The organism is Pseudomonas kitaguniensis, from assembly GCF_049199985.1.
GTDB classification, from domain to species: Bacteria; Pseudomonadota; Gammaproteobacteria; order Pseudomonadales; family Pseudomonadaceae; genus Aquipseudomonas; species Aquipseudomonas kitaguniensis.
Genome location: NZ_JBLZPT010000011.1, coordinates 19,659 through 43,240 on the forward strand (window position 1 = coordinate 19,659; position 23,582 = coordinate 43,240).

The following is a 23,582-nucleotide window of genomic DNA, read 5'->3' on the forward strand; positions in this document are numbered from 1 at the left end:
ACTTTATGCGCGGCGGATGAGGACGTTTATTTTAGTTGTCCTCTACCCGGAAATAAAATTGTTTCGGTATGTGCGTCTAAAAACGATACTCCTAGCCTTGGTTATGTTCAATATCGATATGGCGCACCCGACAATGTAGAGCTGTCGTATCCAATCACAAAACTCCCTCCGAAGGGTAAGTTTTTTTGGTAGACGCTTCGGAAGGAAGTGTTAACAAAAATATTATAAAATTTAAAAATGGTCGATATACGTATTTGCTGGCGCAATCATTCGTTAGCTATCTGACTGTTTTGAAAGATGAAAAATTGTTACTAAGAAAAAATTGTGAAGAAGGCGGTTATGCCTTTATTAGCCGGAAGGCTGATAAAGGCATCGAGGCTATGCCCAAAAGCGCTGAGGATTTCAAATGATTTAACATGGCTTGTGATGGAGTAAACGTTTATCGCTTTAATGCCTGGTTTTTGAAGTAGGTAATCAAAAGGCTACTCTAGTATCTCAAGGTGCTCGAGGTCGTCTCAGAGATTCACCGTTCGGCTATCCAAACGGAGTGGACTGGTTTAACTTGTGATTTTTAAACGGCGAGCTCGAAGCTGGTTGTGCGAGCAGACAGCAAGCCCCCTTATATAACAGGCTCAGGGATGGCGGTGAAGTCACGTCCGGCTTTCAACTTGACTAGCAAGCCAGCCAGGATCGGGTAGCAATAATTCCAGATAGAACTCTTTGCAACGCTTTGCCCAACGTCAGCGAGTGACAGCAGCTTATCGCGATGGAGAATCGCCTCGAATCCATGCACTGCGTCCTCAGCAAGGCCTGGGTGTTGGCGCTGCCCCTAGATTGACCCGATTGCCGACGCAAGACTGCCCCATCTCCAAACCTGCAAAAATCCAGCACAGACAATGATTTACGAGGGGTCAAACTGGGGCAGTGAAATCTCGGCAACTGGGTCACCTCGGCATCGGCGAAGTTCATCTGTTTCATCGGGGAGGCCCGGTAAAGGTGTCGGGATATTTTGCCAAATCAGGAAGCCTTTTTCAGAGTTTCCTTACGCTTCGACGCGTCATAAAGACACGGTCCAACCGTTGCGGTAACCTCCTGGACCCTACTAAACGTTTTTGGAGTCCCAGTGGGGGGGGCTTTTAATTTCACGACAAGGATGACGAATGACTCCATCTGCTCGGTTGGGTGACAAGCATGTCTGCCCAATGCCCGGTCACGGTACAACCCCGATTGCTTCAGCAAGCAGTGACGTCAACATTAACTTTATGGGCTCTGCTCGCGTTGGCGATACCTGTGGCTGTGGAGCCGTGATCACCACAGGATTCCCGTCCATTCAAGTGAATGGGCGCCCCATGGCCCACTTGGGCAGTCTAACCAGCCATGGCGGAACGATCATTACTGGGTCAGGCGATGTTGGTGGCGGTTTTGTCATGGGCAGTGGTGGGGGTGCAGCAATCATGAACTTCATGGCGCTCGGAGCGTTCCGTCCGGATGGCACCGTGGATGATCAGAAAATGGCGACGTTGCTTGCTGACCCAAAGTTAAAAGAGAAAGCGATCGCCGCAAACGCTCTGGTAGATCCCAAAGCCGCCCCGAAAAGGCCAGAGGCAAAGCCTCAACCGAAAGCACCCGTCACGTGCAAAGACCCTGACACGATGGAACAGGTGGCCAACTATATCGCCGGGGAAATGAACCGCAACATCACACACCCATCCGTACTGAAAATGAAAAAGCTAACCAGCTTTGACGCGGCAGCAGAAAATGCAAAATTCCAAAAGCTCCCTTGGTATGCACGACTCTCACCGCCTGATTTTCAAGCAATGGAGCTTGGTAACACTGTTGCTGCCATGGCGCTTTGGGCAGAGCGGGTTGGGCAAAATCGACCTTGGGATCACAAGGTGACTATTGGGCAACAGTTCGGTGGGCCTTGGCAGAAGCAAGGCCAAGTGGATTACTTCTACGACATCTGGTCGAACATCCACTATGGCTACGTCGGTCGCGCTGGCGGCCTTTCTGAAGGCGTTCTTCTGGACGGCGCCGGGCTTGAGCAGATTGCATCAGACTCCATTCGGAAAGTTCAGAACTGGGGCGAACGCAAGGGGCCTCACCGATCAGCAGACATCGATGGGATGCGAGCTTGGGACGACATAGGCGACCGAGTTTCTATCAGTATTGGAGTTAAGTTGTACAAACAGCGCCCAAACGGCGGAATTACGGCAAAGATGCTCATGGACGAAGTTTTATCACTACCACGTTCAAGCTGGGGAGATGGCACACGTGACCACGTCTGCAAGTAAACCGAAACGGCGTTTCTGGCGCTGGATAGTGGCGCTACTAGTTGCCCCGATCGTCTTTTGGTATGTCGCCACTCCTCAAGTGAGCTTCCATTTCTCTGACAAGGGACAAGGGCGCCTCGGTTATATTTTGAACGTTCAGCATGACATTTCAAAGGGTGAGATATACCCGGGTGAGGCCACTGGTGGGGCTGGGCACATCTTCCCGAGCCACCAATTTTTTATGGAGTTTGATTGGAACAATGGTGGAAAATCGCACTGCATCCGGGTTAAACCGAAGTGGCCGAACACTGATGTGTACATCGGGCCAGACGGTGCTATTGATAGCCGCACTGATAGGAGAGTTATTGACCAGTGTGGAGCGCTACCAAAATAGAACACTCCTATGGTGAGACGTGATGCCATAGGGCTAGGGGCGACCGCTTCTGGCCAGAGCGGGTAATCATGTTCTTGATCGTTACCCCACTCCGATTCTCCCGCTAAATAGCACCAGTCTGGGCCTGCCCCGCCTCTCGTCGCGTGGTCCAAGCCTGCACGACCTGCTTACGGTGGAGATTTGGCTTTCCTGATAAACTCTTGCCATCCCGATTGATCCGTATTTGCGCCGTGTAGGCTGTCGAGTTGTCCTTGCGCTTACGTGCTGTAATCGTGCCCATTTCCCGTTGCTACATTGCCGAATTCGATCGCTGCAATGTAGCAACCGACTTTAGAAAATAAGGGAAAACGGGTAAAAACCGCTGTATAAAAGATCAGTATTAATGAATTCCGAAAAAGCCTTATCCCTAGCAAACGCTAGCTCTTCAAGCTCAGAGTCTTCACGCCGGTTTAGCGTCGCGCCCATGATGGACTGGACCGACCGCCACTGCCGGTACTTCCTGCGCCTGCTCTCCAAGCACGCCCTGCTCTACACCGAGATGGTCACCACCGGCGCGATCCTGCATGGCGACCACGAGCGCTTCCTGCGCCACAGCGAAGCCGAGCACCCGCTCGCGCTGCAGTTGGGCGGCAGCGTGCCGGCTGATTTGGCCGCGTGCGCGCGCATGGCGGAGGCTGCCGGTTACGACGAAGTGAACTTGAACGTCGGCTGCCCTAGCGACCGTGTGCAGAACAATATGATCGGCGCGATTTTGATGGCGCATCCGGCATTGGTGGCCGATTGCGTGAAGGCGATGCGTGACGCGGTGTCGATTCCGGTGACGGTGAAGCACCGTATCGGCATCAATGGGCGCGACAGTTATGCCGAGCTGTGTGATTTCGTCGGGCAGGTGAAGGACGCGGGGTGCACCAGTTTTACGGTGCATGCGCGCATTGCGATTCTGGAAGGTTTATCGCCGAAGGAGAATCGCGATATTCCACCGTTGCGCTATGACGTGGCGGCGCAGTTGAAGCGCGACTTTCCAGAGTTGGAGATTATTCTCAACGGCGGCATCAAGACGCTTGCGCAGTGCCAGGAGCATTTGCAGACGTTTGACGGGGTGATGTTGGGGCGCGAGGCTTATCACAACCCGTATGTGCTGGCGGAGGTGGATCAGCAGTTGTTTGGCAGCACGGCGCCGGTGATCAGTCGGGCGCAGGCGTTGGCGCAGTTGCGGCCTTATATTGCTGAGCATTTGGCCGGTGGCGGGACGATGCATCACATTACGCGGCATGTATTGGGGCTGGGGACTGGGTTTCCGGGGGCGCGCAAGTTCAGGCAGTTGTTGTCGGTGGATATTCACAAGGCCAACGACCCGCTGGCGTTGCTTGACCAGGCAGCGGAGTTGCTGGAGGGGCGGTGATTGTGGGGCTGGTGAGCTGGGTGGGTGTCAGTTGATTTGTTGGGGGGCTGAGAGACCGCTTTCGCGAGCAAGCCCGCTCCCACAGTTTAATCGGGGAGGTCATGCGGCACTTGGGTTGAACCTGATGCGCATTCTGGCCTCCTATTATTAGTATGGCCGGTCATTCAAACGGCTGTTTTCAGGTTGTTGCCCTCGCAAACGATCGAACGCATTTGCGCCCTTGAGCGCCTGCCGGCGCTCGGGTAATGTCATCAGACCCAAAGGACAGAGCACGCTCATGACTTCCAAGCTGGAACAACTCAAGCAATTCACCACTGTCGTAGCCGATACCGGCGATTTTTCTACGCTCGCCAAGCTCAAGCCACAAGACGCGACCACCAACCCCTCCCTGCTGCTCAAGGCCGCTTCGATTGCGGGCTATGCCAAGCTGCTGGATGAGTGCGTTAAAGACTGCAACGGTGACGTGGGCCTGGCCAGCGACCGTTTCGCGGTGGCGGTGGGTCAAGAAATTCTCAAGGTGGTACCGGGGCGTATTTCCACCGAGGTGGATGCCCGATTGTCGTTCGACACTGACGCCGTACTCAAGCGTGCGCACCGTCTGATCGACCTGTATGACAAGGCCGGCGTCAGCCGTGACCGCGTGCTGATCAAGATCGCTTCCACGTGGGAAGGCATCCGCGCGGCAGAGACGCTGGAAAAAGAAGGCATCCAGACCAACCTGACGCTGCTGTTCTCGTTTGCCCAGGCTGTGGCGTGCGCCGAAGCCGGGGTGTTCCTGATTTCGCCGTTCGTGGGCCGTATCTACGACTGGTACAAGAAGGCCAACGGCAGCGACTACACAGGTTCGGATGACCCGGGCGTGCAGTCGGTGACACGCATCTACAACTACTACAAGGCCAACGGCTACAAGACCGTGGTGATGGGTGCGAGCTTCCGTAACCTCAGCCAGATTGAAGAGTTGGCCGGGTGTGATCGCCTGACCATCAGCCCGGACTTGCTGGAGAAGCTGGCGGCCGATGAAGGCAAGCTTGAACGCAAGCTGTCGCCAGGCCACGCCGGTGAAGCGCGCGTGCATTTGACTGAAGCGCAGTTCCGTTGGGAGTCCAACGAGGATGCGATGGCCACCGAGAAGCTGGCGGAAGGGATTCGTCAGTTTGCTCGGGATCAAGAGAAGCTGGAAGCGCTGTTGACTGCCAAGCTGTAAGGCAGCCGGCGACAAAAAGGGCGGCACCTGTGAGGGTGCCGCCCTTTTTTGTGTTTCGTTGATCTCAAACCAGTCACAGTTCAAACTGTGGGAGCTGGCTTGCCTGCGATAGCGGTGGGTCAGCAATGAATAGGTGGCTGACATACCGCTATCGCAGGCAAGCCAGTTCCCACATTGGACGGGGTTTCAAGTCTGGGGCTTAGTGGCGTTCCAGCGCGTTGACGAGGTCGTGGAAGGCTTCGCGGTTGGACTCGTTCAGGCCCATCAGGATTTTGTGCGCTTCCAGCACCTTGATCCGTACCACTTCCTCGGACTGATCCTGGGATGGCAGGTCGGTCAGGCATTCGGGGCACGGGATCGGGCTTTCAACGATGTTGAACACTTGATCAAAGCCCATCGACTGCAACAGACGGGTGATGTCTTCGTGGGTGGTGACGACGGTCGGCAACAGGCCGACCTTCTGCCGCGACAGAATGGACAACTTGGCCAGCAAGCCAAGGGTGGTGCTATCGATGCTGCGGGTTTCGGTCAGATCGATCACGATCGCCGAGAAATTCAAGGCTGTGAAAATCCGCTCAATCGTCGCATCCAGCGCCGAACACAACGTCAGGCGCACTTCACCGACAAACTTCAGGACGAAGGTCCCGTCTTGCTCGGCGAATTGGATTCTTCCGGTACTCATCAAAGATTCCTGCTCAACACCAATAGGGCGATATCATCCGGCATCTCCCCTAGCGTGGCCAATCCAAAAACCTGCCGCAGGCCATCCAGGCTGCCGCCCGCCGACTTGACCTTTTGGGGCAAGGCGGCTTCTTTCTCCTTGAGTGTAGGCTCTGGGAGGAGGTCCAGGATGCCATCGGACATCAGCGTAAGGCTGAAGGTCGGCGGCAGTTCCAGGATGTGGTCTTCGTAGGTGGCTTCATTAAACAAGCCCACCGGCAGACCACGCCCTTCCAGGTAACGCACACTGTCTGGAGTATATAAAACCGGCATCGGCAGGTGACCGCCAATGCTGTAGGTCAACAGACCGGTTTCTTCGTCGATCACGCCGCCGACCATCGTCACGTGCTTGCCCAGCTTACAGCTGATCAGGCCTCGATTGATGTGGCCCAGTACCTGGGAAGGGGTGAATTCCGGCAAGGTTCCGTTGCGCTTGGACTCGAACAACAACCGTGTGGTCATGAATTTCAACAACACGGTAACAAAGGCAGAAGAAGCGCCGTGGCCGGACACGTCAGCCAGGTAGAACGCAACGCGGCGCTCATCCACACGGAAATAATCGACAAAATCCCCCGACAGGTACAACGACGGGATGATCTGGTGGGCAAACTTGAACGCGTCAATGCTCCACGGGCTCACCGGCAGCATGTTCATCTGCACCTGGCGACCGGCGTTCTGGTCTTCCTGAAGCAGGTTGAGGCTGGCTTCGAGCTCGCGGTTGGCGGTTTCGAGCTTTTCGCGGTAGCGCTGGTTCTCCAGCAGCAGGCGGGCGCGGTCGAGCGCACGGCGCACCGAGTGCTCAAGCACAGCCAGGTCTTCCAGGGGCTTGATCAGGTAATCGGCAGCGCCCAAGCGCAGGGCCTCGACGGCATCGTTCATCACGCCGGCACCGGACACAACAATCACTGGCGTCTGCGGGGCGAGCTCAGTCACCTGGCGGATCAGCTCAAGGCCGCCCATTTGGGGCATGCGCAGGTCGCAGATCACAAGGTCGGGCTTGTCGCGCTCGAATACCTGGAGACCCTGTTGGCCATTACTGGCCTGCAGGACGCTGAAGCCACTGTCTTCCAAATAGGCCGCGAGGCTCGCGCGCACTACTTCGTCGTCATCGATTATCAGCAGCGTGGCACTGGTTTTTTGCATGTGGGCAAACGGCGCCAGAATTAGGTTGGCGTAGGCGGCTCGGCAATGGCCGGGCTCACGTACTGGATTCGCTTTCTAGCCTCTCTGTCCTACAAAGCACGGGCTTTTGGCCAACGCACAACGGTAAAGCAGAGGTGCCCTTCTAAGGCGCAGACGGTACTCCCATCCGTCAGGGGTTTCAAGCTCATGCCGATGGTCGCCGGACGTCTTTACACCGCAAATCACCGGGAGTTATAAGAACAGCCATCACCACAACACAAAGTAAGGATGGCAGCTGTGAGCGAACACGAGCGCGACTACGCCGAAAAACGCGATTTCATCCGCATGCGAGTGGATGCCGATGTTTCCCTGATCCACGCCGGCCAAGAAATTGCCGGGGTCTGTGTGGACCTTTCCAGCACCGGCATGCAAGTACAGGCACCTCGCCAGTTTGCGGTGGGTGACACACTGACCGTGCGCATCGATTCGGAGCACGCCGCCCTCAAGGGCCTGGAGGCGGACACCGAGGTCGTTTGGGCCAAAACGACTGGCGAGGACCAGCACCTCGGCCTCAAAATCCTCAAAATGCGCTGAAAACCGCGTACGAAAAAGGCGACCACACGGGTCGCCTTTTTCATTTCAAAACGTCACGGCTTAAAAGTCGTCTACAACCTTGCCGTCTTTGACCTTGAACTCACGGTTCTGCAAGTAGGCGTTACGGATGAAGGTGTATTTGTCGCCGGTGATCAGCTTCTCGCTGTCGAGCAAGCTGGCGCGGGTGTCAACGATGTTCAGGCCGAAGGTGCTGTTGCGCCAGCCGATATCGTTCATGTAGCGATACGGTTGGGTGTAGCTGTCCACGTACTTGGACGGCGCATCACGCAAGGTGCTTGGGCCAAGCAGTGGCAGCATCACGTAAGGACCGCTGCCGACGCCCCAGTAACCCAGGGTCTGACCGAAGTCTTCATCGCTGCGTTGCAGGCCCATTTTGGTGCCTACATCGATAAAGCCAAGCACGCCGAAGGTGGTGTTCATCAGCAAACGAGCTGTGTCGACACCGGCCGCGTGTGGCTTGAGCTGCAACACGTTGTTGGCAAAGTTGCCGACGTCGCCGATGTTGCGGAAGAAGTTGTGGATGCCATCCTGCATGAACTGCGGGGTAACAAACTGATAGCCCTGCGCCAAAGGCTTGAGGGCATACGTATCAACGGTGTCGTTGAAGGTGAAAATCGGACGGTTGATGCTTTCCCATGGGTCGTCTTCCGACGCAGCCTGGGCCGCAAACGGCGCCAACAGGACAGTGGCACACACAGATAGCTGAGCGAAATATTGGCTCCAGCGCATAGCTTTTGCTCCTTGAATAGTCTGTCATGGGCGCTATGCCCTGAATTAAGAACGTGAGTATATGACGGAAGTGTCGAGTTAGGCATCTACTAGGAAACGTCATCGGGCAAATGGATAAAATTCCTACAGCTACACCTGAGTGTCATGTGCTTGTCATCCTGGCCCGATAGCGTCACAGCTATTTCAGGAACCTTTAGATGCCTCAGGCCGAAATTGCTCTCGCCAGCGCACCCTCTTTGACTGCCGTGCTCTTCGGGCTTAGTGGCTGCCTGGTAGATTTTGGTTCCCTGGCACGAAGTGATTCGCCCTCCCCCGACTCCCAAGCCACGTATGGCGCATTAAAAATCCTGCATGACCTCAAAGAGCAAGGCGTGCCCTGCGCCTGGCTGGACGAGCTGCCCGCCGCCGTCACCCGCCCATTGGCGGCCGCGTTGCCTGACTGGCTGAAGGCGACTGCGCCCGCCGCCCTCCGCTGGCCTGCCCCGCATGCCTGCTGGCAAGCCTTGATGGAATTAAACATCGAACGCCTGGAAGGCTGCGTGCTGGTGAGTGGTGAGCCGCGTTTGCTGCAATCGGGGCTCAATGCCGGGTTGTGGACCATTGGCCTGGCGTCCTGTGGCTCCCTGTGCGGCCTGGCGCCCGAGCAATGGCAGGCGCTGACCGAGCAGCAACGCGAACTTAAGCGCGGCAAAGCCACGGTGGCGCTGTATGGGCTGGGTGTGCACTCGGTGATCGACCACCTCGGCGAGCTCGGCAGTTGCCTGGCAGACATCCGCCTGCGCCAGCTCAAAGGCGAGAAGCCCTGATCAAGATCATGCACAGTCGGCCCCGGTGGATTAATCTACAGGTCAGCCCGTAGACCTTTCCCGGCGTGCCGCGGTCTATGCCAGTGCCTATCGATAAAAGGAAGAACGCCATGCCTGCCCGCGAAAAACTGCAAGAACAGGTCAACATCCTGCGCGAGCAATTGAATCAGGAGCCGCCGCTGCCGCTGGAAAAACGTGAAGCGCTGGAAGCCTTGCTTGCCAGGTTTGAACTGCAACTGGAATTGGAACCAGCCACTCAGGCACCGAGCATTGCTGACGATGTGAATCGTGCTGTAGAAGGCTTCGAACTCGACCATCCGGGCATTGCCGGGACGCTGCGCAATATCGTGATCACCTTGGGCAACATCGGGATTTAATCCAGGCCCGAAACCAAAAGGTGGGAAGGGGCAAGCCCCCTCCCACCTTTCGATTTACTGACGGGCCAGGCGCAGGTTCTGGAACGCCACCTCTTCAGTGCTGCGGTACGGGTTAATATCCAACCCACCGCGCCGCACGTAACGCGCATACACCGTCAGTTTTTCCGGCTTGAGCAAGCGCTGCAGGTCGAGAAAAATCCGCTCTACGCACTGCTCGTGGAAGTCCGAGTGCTGGCGAAAGCTCACCAGGTATTCCAGCAGGCTGGCGTGATCCAGCGCCGAACCACGGTACTCCACCGCCACGCTGCCCCAATCGGGCTGGCTGGTGACCGGGCAGTTGGATTTGAGCAAGTGGCTGTGCACGCTCTCCTCGACAATGCGCGAATCATCGCAGCGCAGCAGTTCCGGGCGTGGGTGTTCGTAGTTGCTGACGCTGATGTCCAGATCGTCAATGCACACACCCGGCAACGCCTGCACGCCTTCGGCTGCAACGTCCGCCAGGCTGCGGATGCGCACGGTCACCGGCTTGCCGGCGGCGGCGCTGAGGTCGGTGCGCAACGTCGCCTGCAGGCTTTGTGTGTCGGCAAACGCGGTTTGGTTGAGCGAATTAAGGTACAGCTTGAACGACTTGGACTCGATGATGTTCGGCGAGTCGGCCGGGATACTGAACTCACCGATGGCCACCACCGGTTTACCGGACGGCAGCAGCCAGGACAACTCGAAGCAGTTCCAGAAATCCACGCCCTTGTAGGGCAGGTTATCGGCGCTCAGGCCGAGTTCGGCCCACTTGGCAGCGCGAGGGATCGGGAACAGCAACGAAGGGGTGTAAGTAGAGATGTATTCACTGGACTTGCCCAGCGGCGAATGTTCGGCTGCGGGATGCATGGCGGAAACCTGGCTAAATAAACCCCGCCAGTCTACCAGCCTTTGCCCCCGCGCCTAAGCCACACCGGCTCAATCGACGTTAAGTGTGCCGACCATGCCCGCTTGATAATGCCCGGGCAGGTTGCAGGCAAACTCCAAGCCGGTGGCGCGGGTGAACGTCCAAGTCAGTTCAGCGGTTTTGCCGGGCTCTACCAGCACGCTGTTGGGGTCGTCGTGCTGCATGCCGCCCATCTCGCCATGGCCCATGGCGCTGTGGTCCATTTTGCCGACGCCGGTGGCGGTGAGCATGCCGCTGGCCTGCATCTTGAGCATTTCCTTTTGGTGTTCGGCGTGCATCGCCGCGTCGCCCAGGTTGAATTCATGCAGCAACCGGCCTTTATTGACCAGCACAAACCGCACGGTCTCACCGGCTTTTACGTCCAACGACTTGGGCGAAAAAGCAATGTCCTGCAACTGCACTTCCACGGTGCGCGTGGCCTTGTCGGCGGCCGCCGGCTGGCCAAATGCGTAGGTGTGCGCCGTATCAGCCAGCGCATCCACACTCAATGCCAACAGGCAGCCCGCCAGCAACAGGGGTGTACGCAAGGTCATGGGTATCTCCAAAAATGTGTGAACCGCTTGGGTAGCACTCTAAGATGGCGCCGCTGCCAGCCAGCTGACTGCTAGATTACAACTTTGTCAGGTTGCGCCCCTGCCCTGGCGCCCACGGTATAAAGCCCATCGTCACACGTTGCCAAGAGTTGCCCATGAAACTGCTGATTGTCGAAGACCAACCGAAAACCGGCCATTACCTGCGTCAAGGCTTGGCGGAGGCGGGCTTTACCACCGAACTGGTCGCCGAGGGCATCAGCGGTCAGCATTTGGCATTGAGCGGTGACTACGACCTGCTGATTCTCGACGTGATGTTACCGGGCCGCGACGGCTGGCAAATTTTGCAAGCCGTGCGCGGTGCCGGCCTGGATACCCCGGTACTGTTCCTCACCGCCCGCGATGCGGTGGAAGACCGCGTGCATGGCCTGGAGCTGGGCGCCGACGATTACCTGGTCAAGCCGTTCGCCTTTTCCGAACTGCTGGCGCGGGTACGCAGCCTGTTGCGCCGTGGCAGTAGCACACCGCAGGAAACCGCGCTGCAACTGGCCGACTTGCGCCTGGACCTGATTCGCCGCCGCGTCGAGCGCGATGGCCAGCGCATCGACCTCACCGCCAAGGAGTTCGCGCTGCTCGAATTGTTGCTGCGCCGCCAGGGCGAGGTGCTGCCCAAGTCACTGATTGCCTCACAAGTGTGGGACATGAATTTTGACAGCGACACCAACATCATCGAAGTGGCTATCCGCCGCCTGCGCCTGAAAGTCGACGACCCCTTCCCCAATAAGCTGATCCACACCGTGCGCGGCATGGGTTATGTGCTGGAGGAGCGTTTCAATTGATCAAGCGCTTGTCCCTCGCCAGCCGTCTGGCACTGTTGTTTGCCGCCTGTACTGCGGTGGTGTCGCTGATTGCCGGGGTGTTGTTTAACCAGGCCAGCGAGGCGCATTTTGTCGAGCTGGACCAACAGTTGCTCGACGGCAAATTACTCGCCTTGCGCAGCACGTTGCAGGGCGTCGACACCCCGCAATTGTTCGCCCAGCGCGAAGCGCAGTTGCGCAGCGAGCTTAGTCGGCAACCCGACCTGACGCTGCGCATCAGCGCCGCCGGCCAGCGCTGGTATGACGGCGCGCCTGGCGTCGACCTGCCCGCAACGCCAGGCCTGCACAGCCTGCAGAACGCCGGCACGGATTACCGCGTGTACAACGTGCCGTTGCTGGCGGGCCAACCCAGCTCGCCGCAACTGAGCCTGATGCTCGACATCACCCATCACCAGCACTTCCTGCAACGCATGCAGCACTTGATTTGGCTGACCGTCGGCCTGTCGGCACTCGCCACCGCGCTGCTCGGCGCCTGGGCCGCACGCAGTGGCTTGCGCCCGTTGCGGCGCATGGGCGAGGTCGCCGCCGGTGTGTCGGCGCATTCCCTCACCCAACGTTTGCCTGAGCAGCACATGCCGGTGGAACTGACAGAGCTGGCGCTCGCCTTCAACGCCATGCTCGGCCGCCTGGACGACTCGTTTCAGCGCCTCTCGGCGTTCTCCGCCGACATCGCCCACGAACTGCGCACGCCGCTGTCGAACCTGCTGACCCACACGCAGGTAATCCTCACCCAGCCGCGCGCGCTGGAGGACTACCGTGAGGCGCTGCACAGCAACCTGGAAGAATTGCAGTGGATGGCGCAGTTAGTGAATGACATGTTGTACCTGGCCAAAGCCGACCATGGCTTGCTGATGCCCAAGCGCGAGCCGTTGGCGCTTGAGGATGAAGTGGACGCGCTGCTCGAGTTTTTTGCGATGCTGGCGGAAGACGCGCAGGTCAGCCTGGTGCGCGAGGGCACTGCGCGCACCATGGGCGATCGCGGCATGTTGCGTCGGGCGTTGTCGAACTTGCTGGATAACGCGCTGCGGTTTACCAAGGCCGGTGGCGAGGTGCGGGTGCGCATAGCGGACGGGGTGAGACTTTCAGTGGAAAACACCGGGGATGGTATTCCTGCGGCGTTGTTACCTCGGTTGTTTGATCGCTTTTACCGGGCAGACCCGGCGCGCCATGAACGCAGCAGCGAGCATGCGGGGCTGGGGCTGGCGATTACCCAGTCAATTGTGCGGGCGCACGGCGGGAGGATTTTTTGTGAGTCCAGGGTTGGGTGGACACGGTTTGTGATTGAGTTGCCCAAGACAGATTGATGCAGGCTGTGCCGACCCTATCGGGAGCAAGCCCCCTCCCACAGTTGACTGCATTCCAACCTGAATTGGCTGCATTCCAACTGGAACTGACTGCAGTCCAACCTGAATTACCTGCATTCCAACTGGAATTGACTGCAACCCAACCTGAATTAGCTGCATTCCAACTGGAATTGACTGCAACCCAATCTGAATTAGCTGCATTCCAACTGGAATTAACTGCAACCCAACCTGATTTTGTTGCATTCCAACTGGAACTGACTGCAGTCCAACCTGAATTGGCTGCATTCCAACTGGGACTGACTGCAGTCCAACCTGAATTAGCTGCATTCCAACTGGGGTTGACTGCAGCCCAACCTGAATTGGCTGCATTCCAACTGGAACTGACTGCAGTCCAACCTGAATTACCTGCATTCCAACTGAAATTGATTGCAGTCCACCTGAATTAGCTGCGCTCCAACTGGAATTGACTGCAGTCCAACCTGAATCATCTGCATTCCAACTGAAATTGTTTGCAGTCCACCTGAATTGGCTCCACGCCAACTGGAATTGACTGCAGTCCAACCTGAATCATCTGCACTCCAACTGAAATTGACTGCAACCCAACCTGAATTAGCTGCATTCCAACTGGGGTTGACTGCAGCCCAACCTGAATTGGCTACATTCCAACTGGAATTGACTGCAACCCAACCTGAATTAGCTGCATTCCAACTGAAATTAACTGCAACCCAACCTGAATTACCTGCATTCCAACTGGAACTGACTGCAGTCCAACCTGAATTAGGTGCACTCCAACTGGAATTGACTGCAGTCCAACCTGAATCATCTGCACTCCAACTGAAATTGACTGCAACCCAACCTGAATTGGCTGCACTCCAACTGAAATTGACTGCAACCCAACCTGAATTGGCTGCACTCCAACTGGAATTGACTGCAACCCAACCTGAATTAGCTGCATTCCAACTGGAATTAACTGCAGTCCAACCTGAATTACCTGCATTCCAACTGGAACTGACTGCAGTCCAACCTGAATCCTGCACTCCAACTGGAATTACCTGCACTCCAGCTGAAGAAATGCAGTCAACTGTGGGAGGGGGCTTGCTCCCGATAGCGGTCTTAAAGGTTACGAATACCTAAGCGCATGCGCCGGCTCTATTTTCGCCGCACGATACGCCGGGTACAGCGTCGCCAAAAAGCTCAACACAAAACCCGCCGAGCAAATCAGCAGCACATCCCCGCCCTGCAGTTCCGACGGCAAGTTGCTGACAAAATACACGTCGGAACTGAAAATATGCTGCCCGCTCACCCGCTCCAGCCAGCCCACCAGTTCACTCACGTTCAGCGCCGCGATCACGCCCAGCACGCCGCCAATCAAGGTGCCGACAATGCCGATCACCGTGCCCTGCACCATGAAAATAGCCATGATTTGCCGAGGTGTGGCGCCAATGGTGCGCAAAATAGCAATATCCGCGCCCTTGTCGTTCACCACCATGATCAGCGTGGCGATGATGTTGAACGCAGCCACGGCGACGATCATCAGCAACAGCAGGCCGATCATGGTCTTTTCCATTTTCATTGCGCTGAACAGGCTGCCCTGGGTGTGGGTCCAGTCATCCGGCTTGTAGCCCGTGCCCAGGCTGGCGGCGATGTCCGCCGAGACCTTGGGCGCCGCGTACAAGTCTTTCACCGCCAGGCGCACGCTTTGCACCTGGTTCGGCTGCCAATGCTGCATCTGGGCGGCGTCGGCCATGTGAATCAATGCCATCGAGCCATCCAGCTCGGCGCCGACCTTGAAGATACCGACCACGTTCAAACGCTGCATACGCGGGGTGATGCCACCCGGCGCGCTGCTGATTTCAGGCACGATCAGGGTCAGCTTGTCGCCCACGTTGAGACGAAAACGCCGCGCGGTGATTTCGCCGACCACCACACCGAACTCGCCGGGTTTCAGGTCGTCCAGTTTGCCGCGCACAATATGCTGAGCCACGATCGAAACCTTGCCTTCCTGAGCCGGGTCAATGCCGCTGATCTCGATCGGCTGCATCGCGCCCTTGTAGGAGAACATGCCGTCCATTTGGGTAAACGGTACGGCGGCAGTCACCTCGGGGTTTTTCATTGCAGCGGCGGCCACCGGCTGCCAATCATCAATCGGGTTTACGCCGACGATGGTGGCGTGCGGCACCATGCCGAGGATGCGTGAGCTCATTTCGCGCTGAAAGCCGTTCATCACCGACAACACCACAATCATCGCCAACACGCCCAGGGCGAGGCCGATCATCGAGGTCATCGAGATAAACGAAACAAAACGGTTGCGGCGCTTGGCGCGGGTATAGCGCGTGCCGATGAAAATCGATAACGGTCTGAACATTCGCGTGCACCGCCTGAAAAAATGAAAAAGCCCGGCGCCAGGCGCCAGGCTTGAAACGGGTCAGATGGCGACCAAGTGACCTTCCTGCAGGTGCAACACACGGTCCATCTGGCGGGCCATGCTCATGTCATGGGTCACCACCAGGAACGCGGTGCGCATCTGGGTGCTCAGTTCCAGCATCAAGTCCTTGATGCCCTGCGCGGTGTGGGAGTCGAGGTTGCCGGTCGGCTCGTCGAGCATTACCAGGCCCGGGTTATTGACCAGGGCGCGGGCGATTGCCACACGCTGGCGCTCACCGCCGGACAATTCGGCCGGTTTGTGCTCCAGGCGATGGCCAAGGCCGACGCGCTCCAACAGCGCCTTGGCACGCTGGCGCGCCTCTGGAATCGCGGTTTTGCCGATCAACAGCGGCATGCACACGTTTTCCAGCGCGGTGAACTCGGCCAGCAAGTGGTGAAACTGGTACACAAAACCCAGCGAACGGTTACGCAGTTGGCCGCGCGCCTTTTCATTCAAGGCTGACAGCTCTTCACCGGCCAGCCACACGCTGCCCTGGGACGGCGTATCCAGGCCGCCCAGCAGGTTGAGCAAGGTGCTTTTGCCGGAACCGGAACTGCCGACAATCGCCACACGCTCGCCGGGGTGCAGCTCAAGCTGCAAATTGGACAACACCACGACCGATTCCGGCCCTTCCTCGTAGGACTTGCCCAGGTTGCGGCAGCTCAGGATTGCTTTTTCACTCATGCCCGATTCACTCATAACGTAAGGCCTGTGCTGGCTGGGTACGTGCCGCGCGCCAGGCTGGATACAGGGTGGCAAGGAAACTCAAGACCAACGCGGCGCCACCGACCATCAACACATCCTGGGCCTGAACCTGGGACGGCAAGTAATCGATAAAGTAGACGTCTGCGTTGAGAAACTTGTGGCCGATGACTTTTTCCAGCGCGGCGATGGCGGCGCTGACGTTCAGCGCGGCCAGAATGCCGACCGCTGTGCCGATCAAGGTGCCAACCACGCCGATCACCGTGCCCTGCACCATAAAGATCGCCATGATTTGCCCCGGCGTGGCGCCAAGGGTGCGCAGGATGGCGATATCGCCCTTCTTGTCGTTCACCACCATTACCAGGGTTGAGATGATGTTGAACGCAGCCACCGCAACGATCAGCAGCAACAGCAAGCCGATCATGGCTTTTTCCATGCGGATGGCCTGGTACAGGTTGCCGTGGGTGCGGGTCCAGTCGCGGGCGTAATACTGCGACTCACCCAAGTGCTGGGCGATTTCCCAGGCGCCGCGCGGTGCGTCGAACAGGTCGTTGAACTTGAGGCGCAGGCCCTGCACCTGGTCCGGCTTCCAGCGGTGCAGGCGGGCCAGGTCGGTGAGGTTGGTCAGGCCGAGGTAGCCGTCGATCTCGCCGGCGCCAACGTGGAAGGTGCCGACCACGGTGAAGCGCTTCATGCGCGGGAACATGCCGGCCGGGGTCACGGTGACTTCCGGCGCGACGAAGGTCAGCTTGTCGCCGATGTTCACGCCGAGCTTGGCCGCCGCCTTGTCGCCGATCACGATGCCAAAGCTGCCGGGCGCCAAATCGTCAAGTTTGCCCTGCAGCATGAACTTGTCGATGATCGAGACCTTGCGCTCCTGGGCCGGGTCGATGGCATTCAGCAGAATTTTCTGCACCTTGCCGTCGTGGGTCAGCAACCCCTGCATCTGGGTGAATGGCGCAACCGCCACCACCTTGGGGTTTTGCTTGACCTTGTCGGCCAGGCTTTGCCAGTCGCTGATAGGCGCGTCGCCCTCGATGGTCGCGTGGGGCACCATGCCCAACACGCGGGTGCGCATCTCATGATCGAAGCCGTTCATCACCGACAGCACCACAATCATCACGACCACGCCCAAGGCGAGCCCGATCATCGAGGTCAAGGAAATGAACGACACAAAATGATTGCGGCGCTTTGCACGGGTATAACGCGTGCCAATAAATACGAAGAGAGGTCTGAACATGTCGGGGCTTGTTCGGAGGAAAAGAAGACGTCCCAGTGGCGGGGTCAGGTAAGCAGCTTTACACTCAGACCATTACCGCTACTTTGGGTTCGCCATGTCGACATTAGATGAAGAAGAACGCCGCGAATACTACCGTATCGACGACATGATCGCACTCCAAATCAGCACGCTCTCTGCTCCCGACGCGGCGAGCAAGGAAGTGTTGCTGGATGATTCGCCGCTGTTCAACCTGCTCAGCGAATTGCACCTCAGCGAATTCGAAGCCCAGCACCTGCTGCGCCAGATCAACGAAAAAGATCGCAGCCTGGCGGCCTTCCTCAAGGTCCAGAACAAACGTGTCGACCTGCTCAGCCAAATCATGGCGCGCGGCCTGCTGGATGAGGTCGGTGCGCCACAGCCGGTGATCATTTCCGAAGGCGGTATCGACTTCCAGCACCCCACGCACTTGGCGCCCGGCGCGCACCTGGCGGTCAAGCTGGTGCTGATGCCGCAAGCGCTGGGCCTGTTGCTGCGCGCCCGCGTGACGCAGTGCGATGCCAAGGCTGACGGGTTTGCGGTGGCCACGGAATTTGAATCAATGACCGATGCCCAACGCCAACTGCTGGCGCGCTACATCCTGCAGAAACAAGCCCAGGAACGACGCCTGGCGCGCGAACAGAGCGACGCCCAAGACACCTGAATGTGTATGACCCCGCCAAAAAACCTGGCGCAAAGGAGCAACTGTGACCCTGATCTACGGCCACCGCGGTGCCAAAGGCGAAGCACCGGAAAACACCCTGACCAGCTTCCAGGAGTGCCTCAAGCACGGTGTACGCCGCTGCGAACTGGATTTGCACCTGTCAATGGACGGCGAGTTGATGGTCATCCACGACCCGACCCTTAAACGCACCACCGACAGGCGCGGCAAAGTCGTCGAGTACTCGGCGGCCGACCTGGTGAAAATGGACGCGCGCAAAGGCGGCCCGGGCTGGGTGCAACCCTGCCCGATCCCACGCCTGGAAGAGTTGTTCGAGCAATGCGACTTTGACCACTGGCAACTGGAAGTCAAAAGCGCCTCACGCACGCGCGCCGCGACCACCGTGCTGGCGATTCGTGAGATGGCCGTACGTTTTGGCCTGATGGGCAAGGTCACCGTGACCTCAAGCTCGCGCGAAGTATTAAAAGCCGCGGTTGATCTGACCCCGGACCTGTCACGTGGCCTGGTCGCCGAATACGCGTGGCTCGACCCGCTGAAGGTCGCGCAAAACTACGGCTGTGAATACCTGGCGTTGAACTGGACGTTGTGCACCCCCGAGCGATTGGAAAAAGCCCAGCGCCAGGGTTTGCACGTGTCGGTGTGGACCGTCAACGAACCTGCGCTGATGCGCAGGCTCGCCGACTTCGGCGTAGATAGCCTGATTACAGACTTTCCCGGTTTGGCCACTGCCACCCTCGAGAATTACTGAAATCGGTCTCCCCGGCCGGCTCAGGCCACCGGCCGGAGCCGCTCAAAAAAGCCGGTTGAGGCCGTCGTAGGCCGCTACCCGATAGGCTTCAGCCATGGTCGGGTAGTTGAACGTGGTGTTTACAAAGTACTTGAGGGTATTTTGCTCACCCGGCTGGTTCATGATCGCCTGGCCGATATGCACGATTTCCGAGGCCTGGTAGCCGAAGCAATGCACACCGAGCACCTCAAGCGTTTCACGGTGGAACAGAATCTTCAGCATGCCTTGCGGCTCACCGGCGATCTGCGCACGCGCCATGCTCTTGAAGAACGCTTTGCCGACTTCGTAAGGCACCTTGGCCTTGGTCAGTTCGTGTTCGTTCTTGCCGATCGAGCTGATCTCGGGAATCGTGTAGATCCCGGTCGGCACGTCGTTCACATAACGCCAGCTGCCGTTATCAATAATGCTGCCTGCCGCCGAGCGGCCTTGATCATGCGCAGCACTGGCCAGGCTTGGCCAGCCGATCACGTCACCGGCGCCATAAATATTCGCCACGCAGGTACGGTAATCCTCGTCCACCTCGATCTGGCCACGGCTGTTGACCTTGACCCCGATGTTTTCCATGCCCAGCTTATCAGTGTTGCCGGTACGGCCGTTGCACCACAGCAGGGCGTCGGCCTTGATTTTCTTGCCGGACTTGAGGTGCAGGATCACGCCGTTGTCGAGGCCTTCGACGCGCTCGTACTCTTCGTTGTGGCGCACGGTGATGTTGTTGTTGCTGAAGTGGTAGCTCAACGCCTGGGAAATTTCCGAGTCGAGGAAGCTCAGCAACTGATCACGGTTATCCACCAGCTCGACCAATACACCGAGGCCGCTGAAAATCGACGCGTATTCGCAACCGATCACACCAGCGCCATAGATAATCAGTTTGCGCGGGGTATGGCCCAAGCTGAGGATGGTGTCGCTATCGTAGATACGCGGGTGGTGAAAATCGATATCCGCCGGGCGATACGGGCGCGAGCCGGTGGCGATGATGATGTGCTTGGCCACCAGCTTTTCGACCACGCCGTTGGCGCAGACCACTTCGATGGTTTGCTCGTCGGCGAAACTGCCGGTGCCGAAGAACAGGTCAACGCGGTTACGCGCGTAGTAACCGGTGCGCGAAGCGACTTGTTTGGCGATCACTTTTTCGGCGCTTTTCAACACGTCGGGGAACGAGAACCAGCGCGGCTCACCAATCGCCCGGAACATCGGGTTGGTGTTGAACTGCATGATCTGGCGCACCGAGTGACGCAAGGCCTTGGACGGGATGGTGCCCAGGTGGGTGCAGTTACCGCCGACCTGGCGACGGCTATCGACCATCGCCACCTTGCGCCCCGCTTTGGCGGCATTCATCGCCGCACCTTCTCCAGCCGGGCCGGAACCCAGTACCACCACGTCGTAGTTGTAGACAGCCATGCGTACTCCTCAGAACAGGCCAGGCGCACGGTTGAACGCCTGGCTAAATCATGCCGCGGCCAGCGGGCATGAAGGACAATTTGGCTCAAGTGTGTGAACCGGGGCACAGTCTATATAAGGCTCAACGCCGCGCACATTAACCCTTGGTCGCGTCGTAGGCCAGTCTTGCCTTTACTACAGGCACAGTAAACTGGCATTACACTGCTGACACTCATCTTTGCAGGACACATCATTATGCGGTATGTCGTTTTGTGTTTATTGCTGATTTTTTCTGTAACCGGGCAAGCAAGTGAGGCGGACCGGCTCAAACAGGCGGGTTTTCCTGCGCAGTCTGATGAACTGGCGTTGAAAAACCAGGCGGTGCTGGTCTATTTGTGGGCGGATGTGTATGCGGCAGCGCTGTATGCCCCGGCCGACACCCGCGCGAAGCAGGCCTGGGACCAGCAAAAGCCGCTACGACTTGAGCTGTATTACTTTCGTGATATAGACCGCAATGATGTGATCAAGGCCGCCACCGCCACCCTGGAGCGTCAGCAGGCCAGCCCGCGCTTGAAGCCTGAGATTGAAAAGCTGCATGCGCGCTTTCGCGATATTCGCAGCGGCGATCGGTATGCCCTGGATTTTCGCCCGCGGCGAGGTTTGAACTTGGAAATCAATGGCGAGGTGGTGTTCAGCAGTCGCGATGACGCGCTGGCGCGGGCCTATCTGGGAATCTGGCTGGCGCCGAAGGGCTTGTCTGATGAATTGCGCGGCAAACTGCTGAAATAATCGGGTGTGTCATGCACATCTGTATTCACTGAACCACCGCCATCGGGAGCAAGCCCCCTCCCACAGTTGACTGTATTCACACATCAATCTGTGGGGGGATTGTCACTGCATTCACACATCAACCTGTGGTGAGAGCCTTGCTCACACATTCAATGCATCCACACATCAACCTCTGGTGAGAGGCTTGCTCACACATTCAATGCATCCACACTTCAACCTGTGGTGAGGGGCTTGCCCCCACATTCACTGCATTCACACATCAACCTGTGCTGAGAGGCTTGCTCACACATTCAATGCATCCACACATCAACCTGTGGTGAGGGGCTTGCACACACATTTACTGCATCCACACACCAACCTGTGGTGAGGGGCTTGCTCACACATTCAATGCATCCACACATCAACCTGTGGTGAGAGGCTTGCTCACACATTCAATGCATCCACACATCAACCTGTGGTGAGGGGCTTGCTCACACATTTACTGCATTCACACATCAACCTGTGGTGAGAGGCTTGCTCACACATTTACTGCATCCACACTTCAACCTGTGTTGAGGGGCTTGCTCACACATTCAATGCATCCACACTTCAACCTGTGGGAGGGGGCTTGCTCCCGATGGGGCCATGCGCGGCAACACAACAGCTGCGCCATAAAAAAGCCCCGAACCAGTCGGGGCTTTTTCAATTACTGCTGACGCTTAGCGCGGAAACGCAGGCGGGTTAACCCCGGCCATGTCTTCCATCACGCGAACCACCTGGCAGCTATAGCCGAACTCGTTGTCGTACCACACATACAGCACAACACGGTTGTCCTGAGTAATGGTCGCCTCAGCGTCCACCACACCCGCATGGCGCGAGCCAACGAAGTCGGTGGAAACCACTTCCTGCGAATTAACAAAGTCGATCTGCTTATGCAGGTCCGAGTGCAGCGCCATATAGCGCAGGTACTCGTTCATCTCTTCGCGGGTAGCCGCTTTCTCAAGGTTCAGGTTGAGAATCGCCATCGACACGTTCGGCGTCGGAACGCGAATCGCGTTACCGGTCAGCTTGCCAGCCAGCTCAGGCAGCGCCTTGGCAGCAGCAGTGGCAGCACCGGTCTCGGTGATCACCATGTTCAACGCAGCGCTACGGCCACGGCGATCGCCCTTGTGGAAGTTGTCGATCAGGTTCTGGTCGTTGGTGTACGAGTGAACCGTTTCAACGTGACCGTTAACGATACCGAACTTGTCATTCACAGCCTTCAACACCGGCACGATGGCGTTGGTGGTGCAGGAAGCGGCAGATACGATCTTGTCGTCAGCGGTGATCTCGCCATGGTTAATACCGTGCACGATGTTCTTCAGCTTGCCCTTGCCAGGCGCGGTCAGCACAACGCGGTCGATGCCCGGGCACGCCAAGTGCTGGCCCAGGCCTTCGGCATCACGCCATACGCCGGTGTTGTCCACCAGCAGTGCGTCCTTGATGCCGTACTGGGTGTAATCCACCTCGGCCGGGTTTTTCGCGTAGATCACCTGGATCAGGTTACCGTTGGCGGTGATGGTGTTGTTTTCTTCGTCGATGACGATGGTGCCGTTGAACGGACCGTGTACCGAGTCGCGGCGCAGCAGGCTGGCGCGTTTGGTCAGGTCGTTGTCGGCGCCTTTGCGCACCACGATGGCACGCAGGCGCAGGCCGTCGCCGCCGCCGGTTTTTTCGATAAGGATGCGCGCCAGCAAACGGCCGATACGACCGAAGCCGTACAGCACAACGTCGGTGCCTTTGCGGGCTGCGGCGTTTTGCTGACCGACCACGTCGGCCATTTCTTCACGCACGAATTGCTCGGCGCTGCGGCCGGCACCTTCTTTGCGGAATTTGTAGGCCAGTTTGCCCAGGTCTACCGAAGCCGCGCCGAGCTTGAGCTCGCTCATGGCTTTAAGCAGCGGGAATGTTTCGTGGACGGAGAGTTCGCTGTCGTCGGCGGAACGGTGACGCGCAAAGCGGTGGGCTTTGAGAATCGCGATGACAGACTGGTTGATCAGGCTGCGGCCATAGATCGAGCTCACCACATTGTTATTGCGGTACAGCTGACCGATAAGCGGAATCATCGCTTCAGCGAGCGCTTCACGGTCGATCCATTCACCAAGACACTGGTCGGGCTTCTGAGTCACGGGAACCTTCCACATGTAGGGGCAGAAAAAAGGGGCTACATTATGCCGCCCCGACCACCCTCGGAGCAATGCGCGCGCCCTAACAAAAAGTGCTTGCGAAAAATCGACACCCCGCTACAGG

The 23,582-nt window shown here is 57.8% G+C and carries 25 protein-coding genes; 15 read left to right on the top strand and 10 right to left on the bottom strand.

Going from position 1 to position 23,582, the window contains the following annotated elements; genetic code table 11:
- Window positions 1–185: 185 nt before the first annotated feature.
- The 5 genes from ACOZK9_RS15140 to tal all read left to right on the top strand — a co-directional run bounded on the left by ACOZK9_RS15140 (window position 186) and on the right by tal (window position 5,273).
- Entirely contained in the window at window positions 186–410 is a 225-nt protein-coding gene (locus ACOZK9_RS15140) for a hypothetical protein (RefSeq protein WP_179953695.1), read from the top strand.
- Between the two features lie 750 nt (window positions 411–1,160).
- Window positions 1,161–2,294, top strand: a complete 1,134-nt coding sequence (locus ACOZK9_RS15145) for a polymorphic toxin type 44 domain-containing protein (RefSeq protein ID WP_152750878.1) — start codon at window positions 1,161–1,163, stop codon at window positions 2,292–2,294.
- A complete protein-coding gene (locus ACOZK9_RS15150; protein ID WP_421556144.1) occupies window positions 2,275–2,667 on the top strand; it encodes a hypothetical protein in 393 nt (130 codons plus the stop codon). Before ACOZK9_RS15145 ends, ACOZK9_RS15150 begins: the two co-directional genes overlap by 20 nt.
- Window positions 2,668–3,049: 382 nt before the next feature.
- Window positions 3,050–4,069 carry a tRNA dihydrouridine(20/20a) synthase DusA gene (gene dusA, locus ACOZK9_RS15155; RefSeq protein ID WP_152750883.1) on the top strand — a complete coding sequence of 340 codons (1,020 nt, stop codon included), beginning with the start codon at window positions 3,050–3,052 and terminating at the stop codon, window positions 4,067–4,069.
- Window positions 4,070–4,346: 277 nt separating this feature from the next.
- Entirely contained in the window at window positions 4,347–5,273 is a 927-nt protein-coding gene (gene tal / locus ACOZK9_RS15160) for a transaldolase (protein WP_058414746.1), read from the top strand.
- 199 nt (window positions 5,274–5,472) lie between these two features.
- Here tal and rssC read toward each other — a convergent pair whose 3' ends face one another.
- Window positions 5,473–5,955, bottom strand: a complete 483-nt coding sequence (gene rssC / locus ACOZK9_RS15165) for an anti-sigma factor antagonist RssC (protein WP_058414747.1) — start codon at window positions 5,953–5,955, stop codon at window positions 5,473–5,475.
- Entirely contained in the window at window positions 5,955–7,136 is a 1,182-nt protein-coding gene (gene rssB / locus ACOZK9_RS15170) for a two-component system response regulator RssB (protein WP_058414748.1), read from the bottom strand. The genes rssC and rssB overlap by 1 nt, the downstream gene beginning before the upstream one ends.
- A gap of 276 nt (window positions 7,137–7,412) precedes the next feature.
- Here rssB and ACOZK9_RS15175 point away from each other — a divergent pair, with 276 nt between their 5' ends.
- Window positions 7,413–7,709 carry a PilZ domain-containing protein gene (locus ACOZK9_RS15175; RefSeq protein ID WP_058414749.1) on the top strand — a complete coding sequence of 99 codons (297 nt, stop codon included), beginning with the start codon at window positions 7,413–7,415 and terminating at the stop codon, window positions 7,707–7,709.
- Window positions 7,710–7,769: 60 nt separating this feature from the next.
- On the opposite strand, the gene ACOZK9_RS15180 is transcribed toward ACOZK9_RS15175, so the two are convergent.
- Window positions 7,770–8,459: an MlaA family lipoprotein gene (locus ACOZK9_RS15180; protein WP_058414750.1), complete on the bottom strand. Its 690-nt coding sequence runs from the start codon at window positions 8,457–8,459 to the stop codon at window positions 7,770–7,772.
- A 197-nt stretch (window positions 8,460–8,656) separates the two neighbouring features.
- Between ACOZK9_RS15180 and ACOZK9_RS15185 the strand changes: the two genes are divergently transcribed.
- Window positions 8,657–9,265 carry an HAD superfamily inactivated hydrolase PcrP gene (locus ACOZK9_RS15185; protein WP_058414751.1) on the top strand — a complete coding sequence of 203 codons (609 nt, stop codon included), beginning with the start codon at window positions 8,657–8,659 and terminating at the stop codon, window positions 9,263–9,265.
- Between the two features lie 110 nt (window positions 9,266–9,375).
- The gene (locus ACOZK9_RS15190) at window positions 9,376–9,642 is read left to right on the top strand and encodes a DUF4404 family protein (RefSeq protein ID WP_058414752.1); all 267 of its coding nucleotides are present in this window, start codon (window positions 9,376–9,378) and stop codon (window positions 9,640–9,642) included.
- A gap of 54 nt (window positions 9,643–9,696) precedes the next feature.
- Here ACOZK9_RS15190 and queF read toward each other — a convergent pair whose 3' ends face one another.
- Entirely contained in the window at window positions 9,697–10,527 is an 831-nt protein-coding gene (gene queF, locus ACOZK9_RS15195; protein ID WP_152750887.1) for an NADPH-dependent 7-cyano-7-deazaguanine reductase QueF, read from the bottom strand.
- Between the two features lie 69 nt (window positions 10,528–10,596).
- Window positions 10,597–11,118, bottom strand: coding sequence for a copper-resistant cuproprotein CopI (gene copI, locus ACOZK9_RS15200; RefSeq protein WP_152750890.1), 522 nt, complete (start codon window positions 11,116–11,118; stop codon window positions 10,597–10,599).
- A 155-nt stretch (window positions 11,119–11,273) separates the two neighbouring features.
- Between copI and ACOZK9_RS15205 the strand changes: the two genes are divergently transcribed.
- The 4 genes from ACOZK9_RS15205 (at window position 11,274) to ACOZK9_RS15220 (ending at window position 14,431) form a co-directional block, all read left to right on the top strand.
- On the top strand, window positions 11,274–11,954 hold the full coding sequence (locus ACOZK9_RS15205) for a heavy metal response regulator transcription factor (RefSeq protein ID WP_152746969.1): 681 nt from the start codon (window positions 11,274–11,276) through the stop codon (window positions 11,952–11,954).
- Window positions 11,951–13,297, top strand: coding sequence for a heavy metal sensor histidine kinase (locus tag ACOZK9_RS15210; protein ID WP_152750892.1), 1,347 nt, complete (start codon window positions 11,951–11,953; stop codon window positions 13,295–13,297). The genes ACOZK9_RS15205 and ACOZK9_RS15210 overlap by 4 nt, the downstream gene beginning before the upstream one ends.
- Window positions 13,297–13,743 carry a hypothetical protein gene (locus ACOZK9_RS15215; RefSeq protein ID WP_421556145.1) on the top strand — a complete coding sequence of 149 codons (447 nt, stop codon included), beginning with the start codon at window positions 13,297–13,299 and terminating at the stop codon, window positions 13,741–13,743. Before ACOZK9_RS15210 ends, ACOZK9_RS15215 begins: the two co-directional genes overlap by 1 nt.
- A gap of 100 nt (window positions 13,744–13,843) precedes the next feature.
- Window positions 13,844–14,431 carry a hypothetical protein gene (locus ACOZK9_RS15220; RefSeq protein ID WP_421556146.1) on the top strand — a complete coding sequence of 196 codons (588 nt, stop codon included), beginning with the start codon at window positions 13,844–13,846 and terminating at the stop codon, window positions 14,429–14,431.
- Here ACOZK9_RS15220 and ACOZK9_RS15225 read toward each other — a convergent pair.
- Genes ACOZK9_RS15225 through ACOZK9_RS15235 form a run of 3 tightly spaced genes read right to left on the bottom strand, consistent with a single transcriptional unit; the run spans window position 14,418 to window position 17,664 of the window.
- Window positions 14,418–15,662, bottom strand: coding sequence for a lipoprotein-releasing ABC transporter permease subunit (locus tag ACOZK9_RS15225; protein ID WP_058411011.1), 1,245 nt, complete (start codon window positions 15,660–15,662; stop codon window positions 14,418–14,420). The genes ACOZK9_RS15220 and ACOZK9_RS15225 overlap by 14 nt on opposite strands.
- 60 nt (window positions 15,663–15,722) lie before the next feature.
- Entirely contained in the window at window positions 15,723–16,406 is a 684-nt protein-coding gene (gene lolD / locus ACOZK9_RS15230) for a lipoprotein-releasing ABC transporter ATP-binding protein LolD (RefSeq protein WP_162839862.1), read from the bottom strand.
- A gap of 7 nt (window positions 16,407–16,413) precedes the next feature.
- On the bottom strand, window positions 16,414–17,664 hold the full coding sequence (locus tag ACOZK9_RS15235) for a lipoprotein-releasing ABC transporter permease subunit (RefSeq protein ID WP_058411013.1): 1,251 nt from the start codon (window positions 17,662–17,664) through the stop codon (window positions 16,414–16,416).
- A 94-nt stretch (window positions 17,665–17,758) separates the two neighbouring features.
- On the opposite strand from ACOZK9_RS15235, the gene ACOZK9_RS15240 reads away from it, so the two are divergent.
- Window positions 17,759–18,343 carry a PilZ domain-containing protein gene (locus ACOZK9_RS15240; RefSeq protein WP_058411014.1) on the top strand — a complete coding sequence of 195 codons (585 nt, stop codon included), beginning with the start codon at window positions 17,759–17,761 and terminating at the stop codon, window positions 18,341–18,343.
- A 43-nt stretch (window positions 18,344–18,386) separates the two neighbouring features.
- Window positions 18,387–19,109 (top strand): glycerophosphodiester phosphodiesterase, encoded by a 723-nt coding sequence (locus ACOZK9_RS15245; protein WP_058411015.1) that lies wholly within the window; start codon window positions 18,387–18,389, stop codon window positions 19,107–19,109.
- A 42-nt stretch (window positions 19,110–19,151) separates the two neighbouring features.
- On the opposite strand, the gene sthA is transcribed toward ACOZK9_RS15245, so the two are convergent.
- Complete coding sequence (gene sthA, locus ACOZK9_RS15250) at window positions 19,152–20,546, bottom strand: Si-specific NAD(P)(+) transhydrogenase (RefSeq protein ID WP_058411016.1); 1,395 nt, start codon at window positions 20,544–20,546, stop codon at window positions 19,152–19,154.
- A gap of 234 nt (window positions 20,547–20,780) precedes the next feature.
- On the opposite strand from sthA, the gene ACOZK9_RS15255 reads away from it, so the two are divergent.
- Window positions 20,781–21,314 carry a chalcone isomerase family protein gene (locus ACOZK9_RS15255; RefSeq protein ID WP_421556147.1) on the top strand — a complete coding sequence of 178 codons (534 nt, stop codon included), beginning with the start codon at window positions 20,781–20,783 and terminating at the stop codon, window positions 21,312–21,314.
- 698 nt (window positions 21,315–22,012) lie between these two features.
- On the opposite strand, the gene ACOZK9_RS15260 is transcribed toward ACOZK9_RS15255, so the two are convergent.
- Window positions 22,013–23,476: a glyceraldehyde-3-phosphate dehydrogenase gene (locus tag ACOZK9_RS15260; RefSeq protein ID WP_122252169.1), complete on the bottom strand. Its 1,464-nt coding sequence runs from the start codon at window positions 23,474–23,476 to the stop codon at window positions 22,013–22,015.
- Window positions 23,477–23,582 lie beyond the last annotated feature (106 nt).

Coding starts and splice junctions, on each gene's coding strand:
- rssB (WP_058414748.1), bottom strand. CDS start 7,136: ATGCAAAAAACCAGTGCCACGCTGCTGATAATCGATGACGACGAAGTA.
- rssC (WP_058414747.1), bottom strand. CDS start 5,955: ATGAGTACCGGAAGAATCCAATTCGCCGAGCAAGACGGGACCTTCGTC.
- ACOZK9_RS15240 (WP_058411014.1), top strand. CDS start 17,759: ATGTCGACATTAGATGAAGAAGAACGCCGCGAATACTACCGTATCGAC.
- copI (WP_152750890.1), bottom strand. CDS start 11,118: ATGACCTTGCGTACACCCCTGTTGCTGGCGGGCTGCCTGTTGGCATTG.
- ACOZK9_RS15260 (WP_122252169.1), bottom strand. CDS start 23,476: ATGTGGAAGGTTCCCGTGACTCAGAAGCCCGACCAGTGTCTTGGTGAA.
- ACOZK9_RS15190 (WP_058414752.1), top strand. CDS start 9,376: ATGCCTGCCCGCGAAAAACTGCAAGAACAGGTCAACATCCTGCGCGAG.
- ACOZK9_RS15180 (WP_058414750.1), bottom strand. CDS start 8,459: ATGCGCTGGAGCCAATATTTCGCTCAGCTATCTGTGTGTGCCACTGTC.
- ACOZK9_RS15235 (WP_058411013.1), bottom strand. CDS start 17,664: ATGTTCAGACCTCTCTTCGTATTTATTGGCACGCGTTATACCCGTGCA.
- ACOZK9_RS15255 (WP_421556147.1), top strand. CDS start 20,781: ATGCGGTATGTCGTTTTGTGTTTATTGCTGATTTTTTCTGTAACCGGG.
- ACOZK9_RS15145 (WP_152750878.1), top strand. CDS start 1,161: ATGACTCCATCTGCTCGGTTGGGTGACAAGCATGTCTGCCCAATGCCC.
- lolD (WP_162839862.1), bottom strand. CDS start 16,406: ATGAGTGAAAAAGCAATCCTGAGCTGCCGCAACCTGGGCAAGTCCTAC.
- ACOZK9_RS15225 (WP_058411011.1), bottom strand. CDS start 15,662: ATGTTCAGACCGTTATCGATTTTCATCGGCACGCGCTATACCCGCGCC.
- queF (WP_152750887.1), bottom strand. CDS start 10,527: ATGCATCCCGCAGCCGAACATTCGCCGCTGGGCAAGTCCAGTGAATAC.
- ACOZK9_RS15205 (WP_152746969.1), top strand. CDS start 11,274: ATGAAACTGCTGATTGTCGAAGACCAACCGAAAACCGGCCATTACCTG.
- ACOZK9_RS15215 (WP_421556145.1), top strand. CDS start 13,297: ATGCAGGCTGTGCCGACCCTATCGGGAGCAAGCCCCCTCCCACAGTTG.
- sthA (WP_058411016.1), bottom strand. CDS start 20,546: ATGGCTGTCTACAACTACGACGTGGTGGTACTGGGTTCCGGCCCGGCT.
- tal (WP_058414746.1), top strand. CDS start 4,347: ATGACTTCCAAGCTGGAACAACTCAAGCAATTCACCACTGTCGTAGCC.
- dusA (WP_152750883.1), top strand. CDS start 3,050: ATGAATTCCGAAAAAGCCTTATCCCTAGCAAACGCTAGCTCTTCAAGC.
- ACOZK9_RS15185 (WP_058414751.1), top strand. CDS start 8,657: ATGCCTCAGGCCGAAATTGCTCTCGCCAGCGCACCCTCTTTGACTGCC.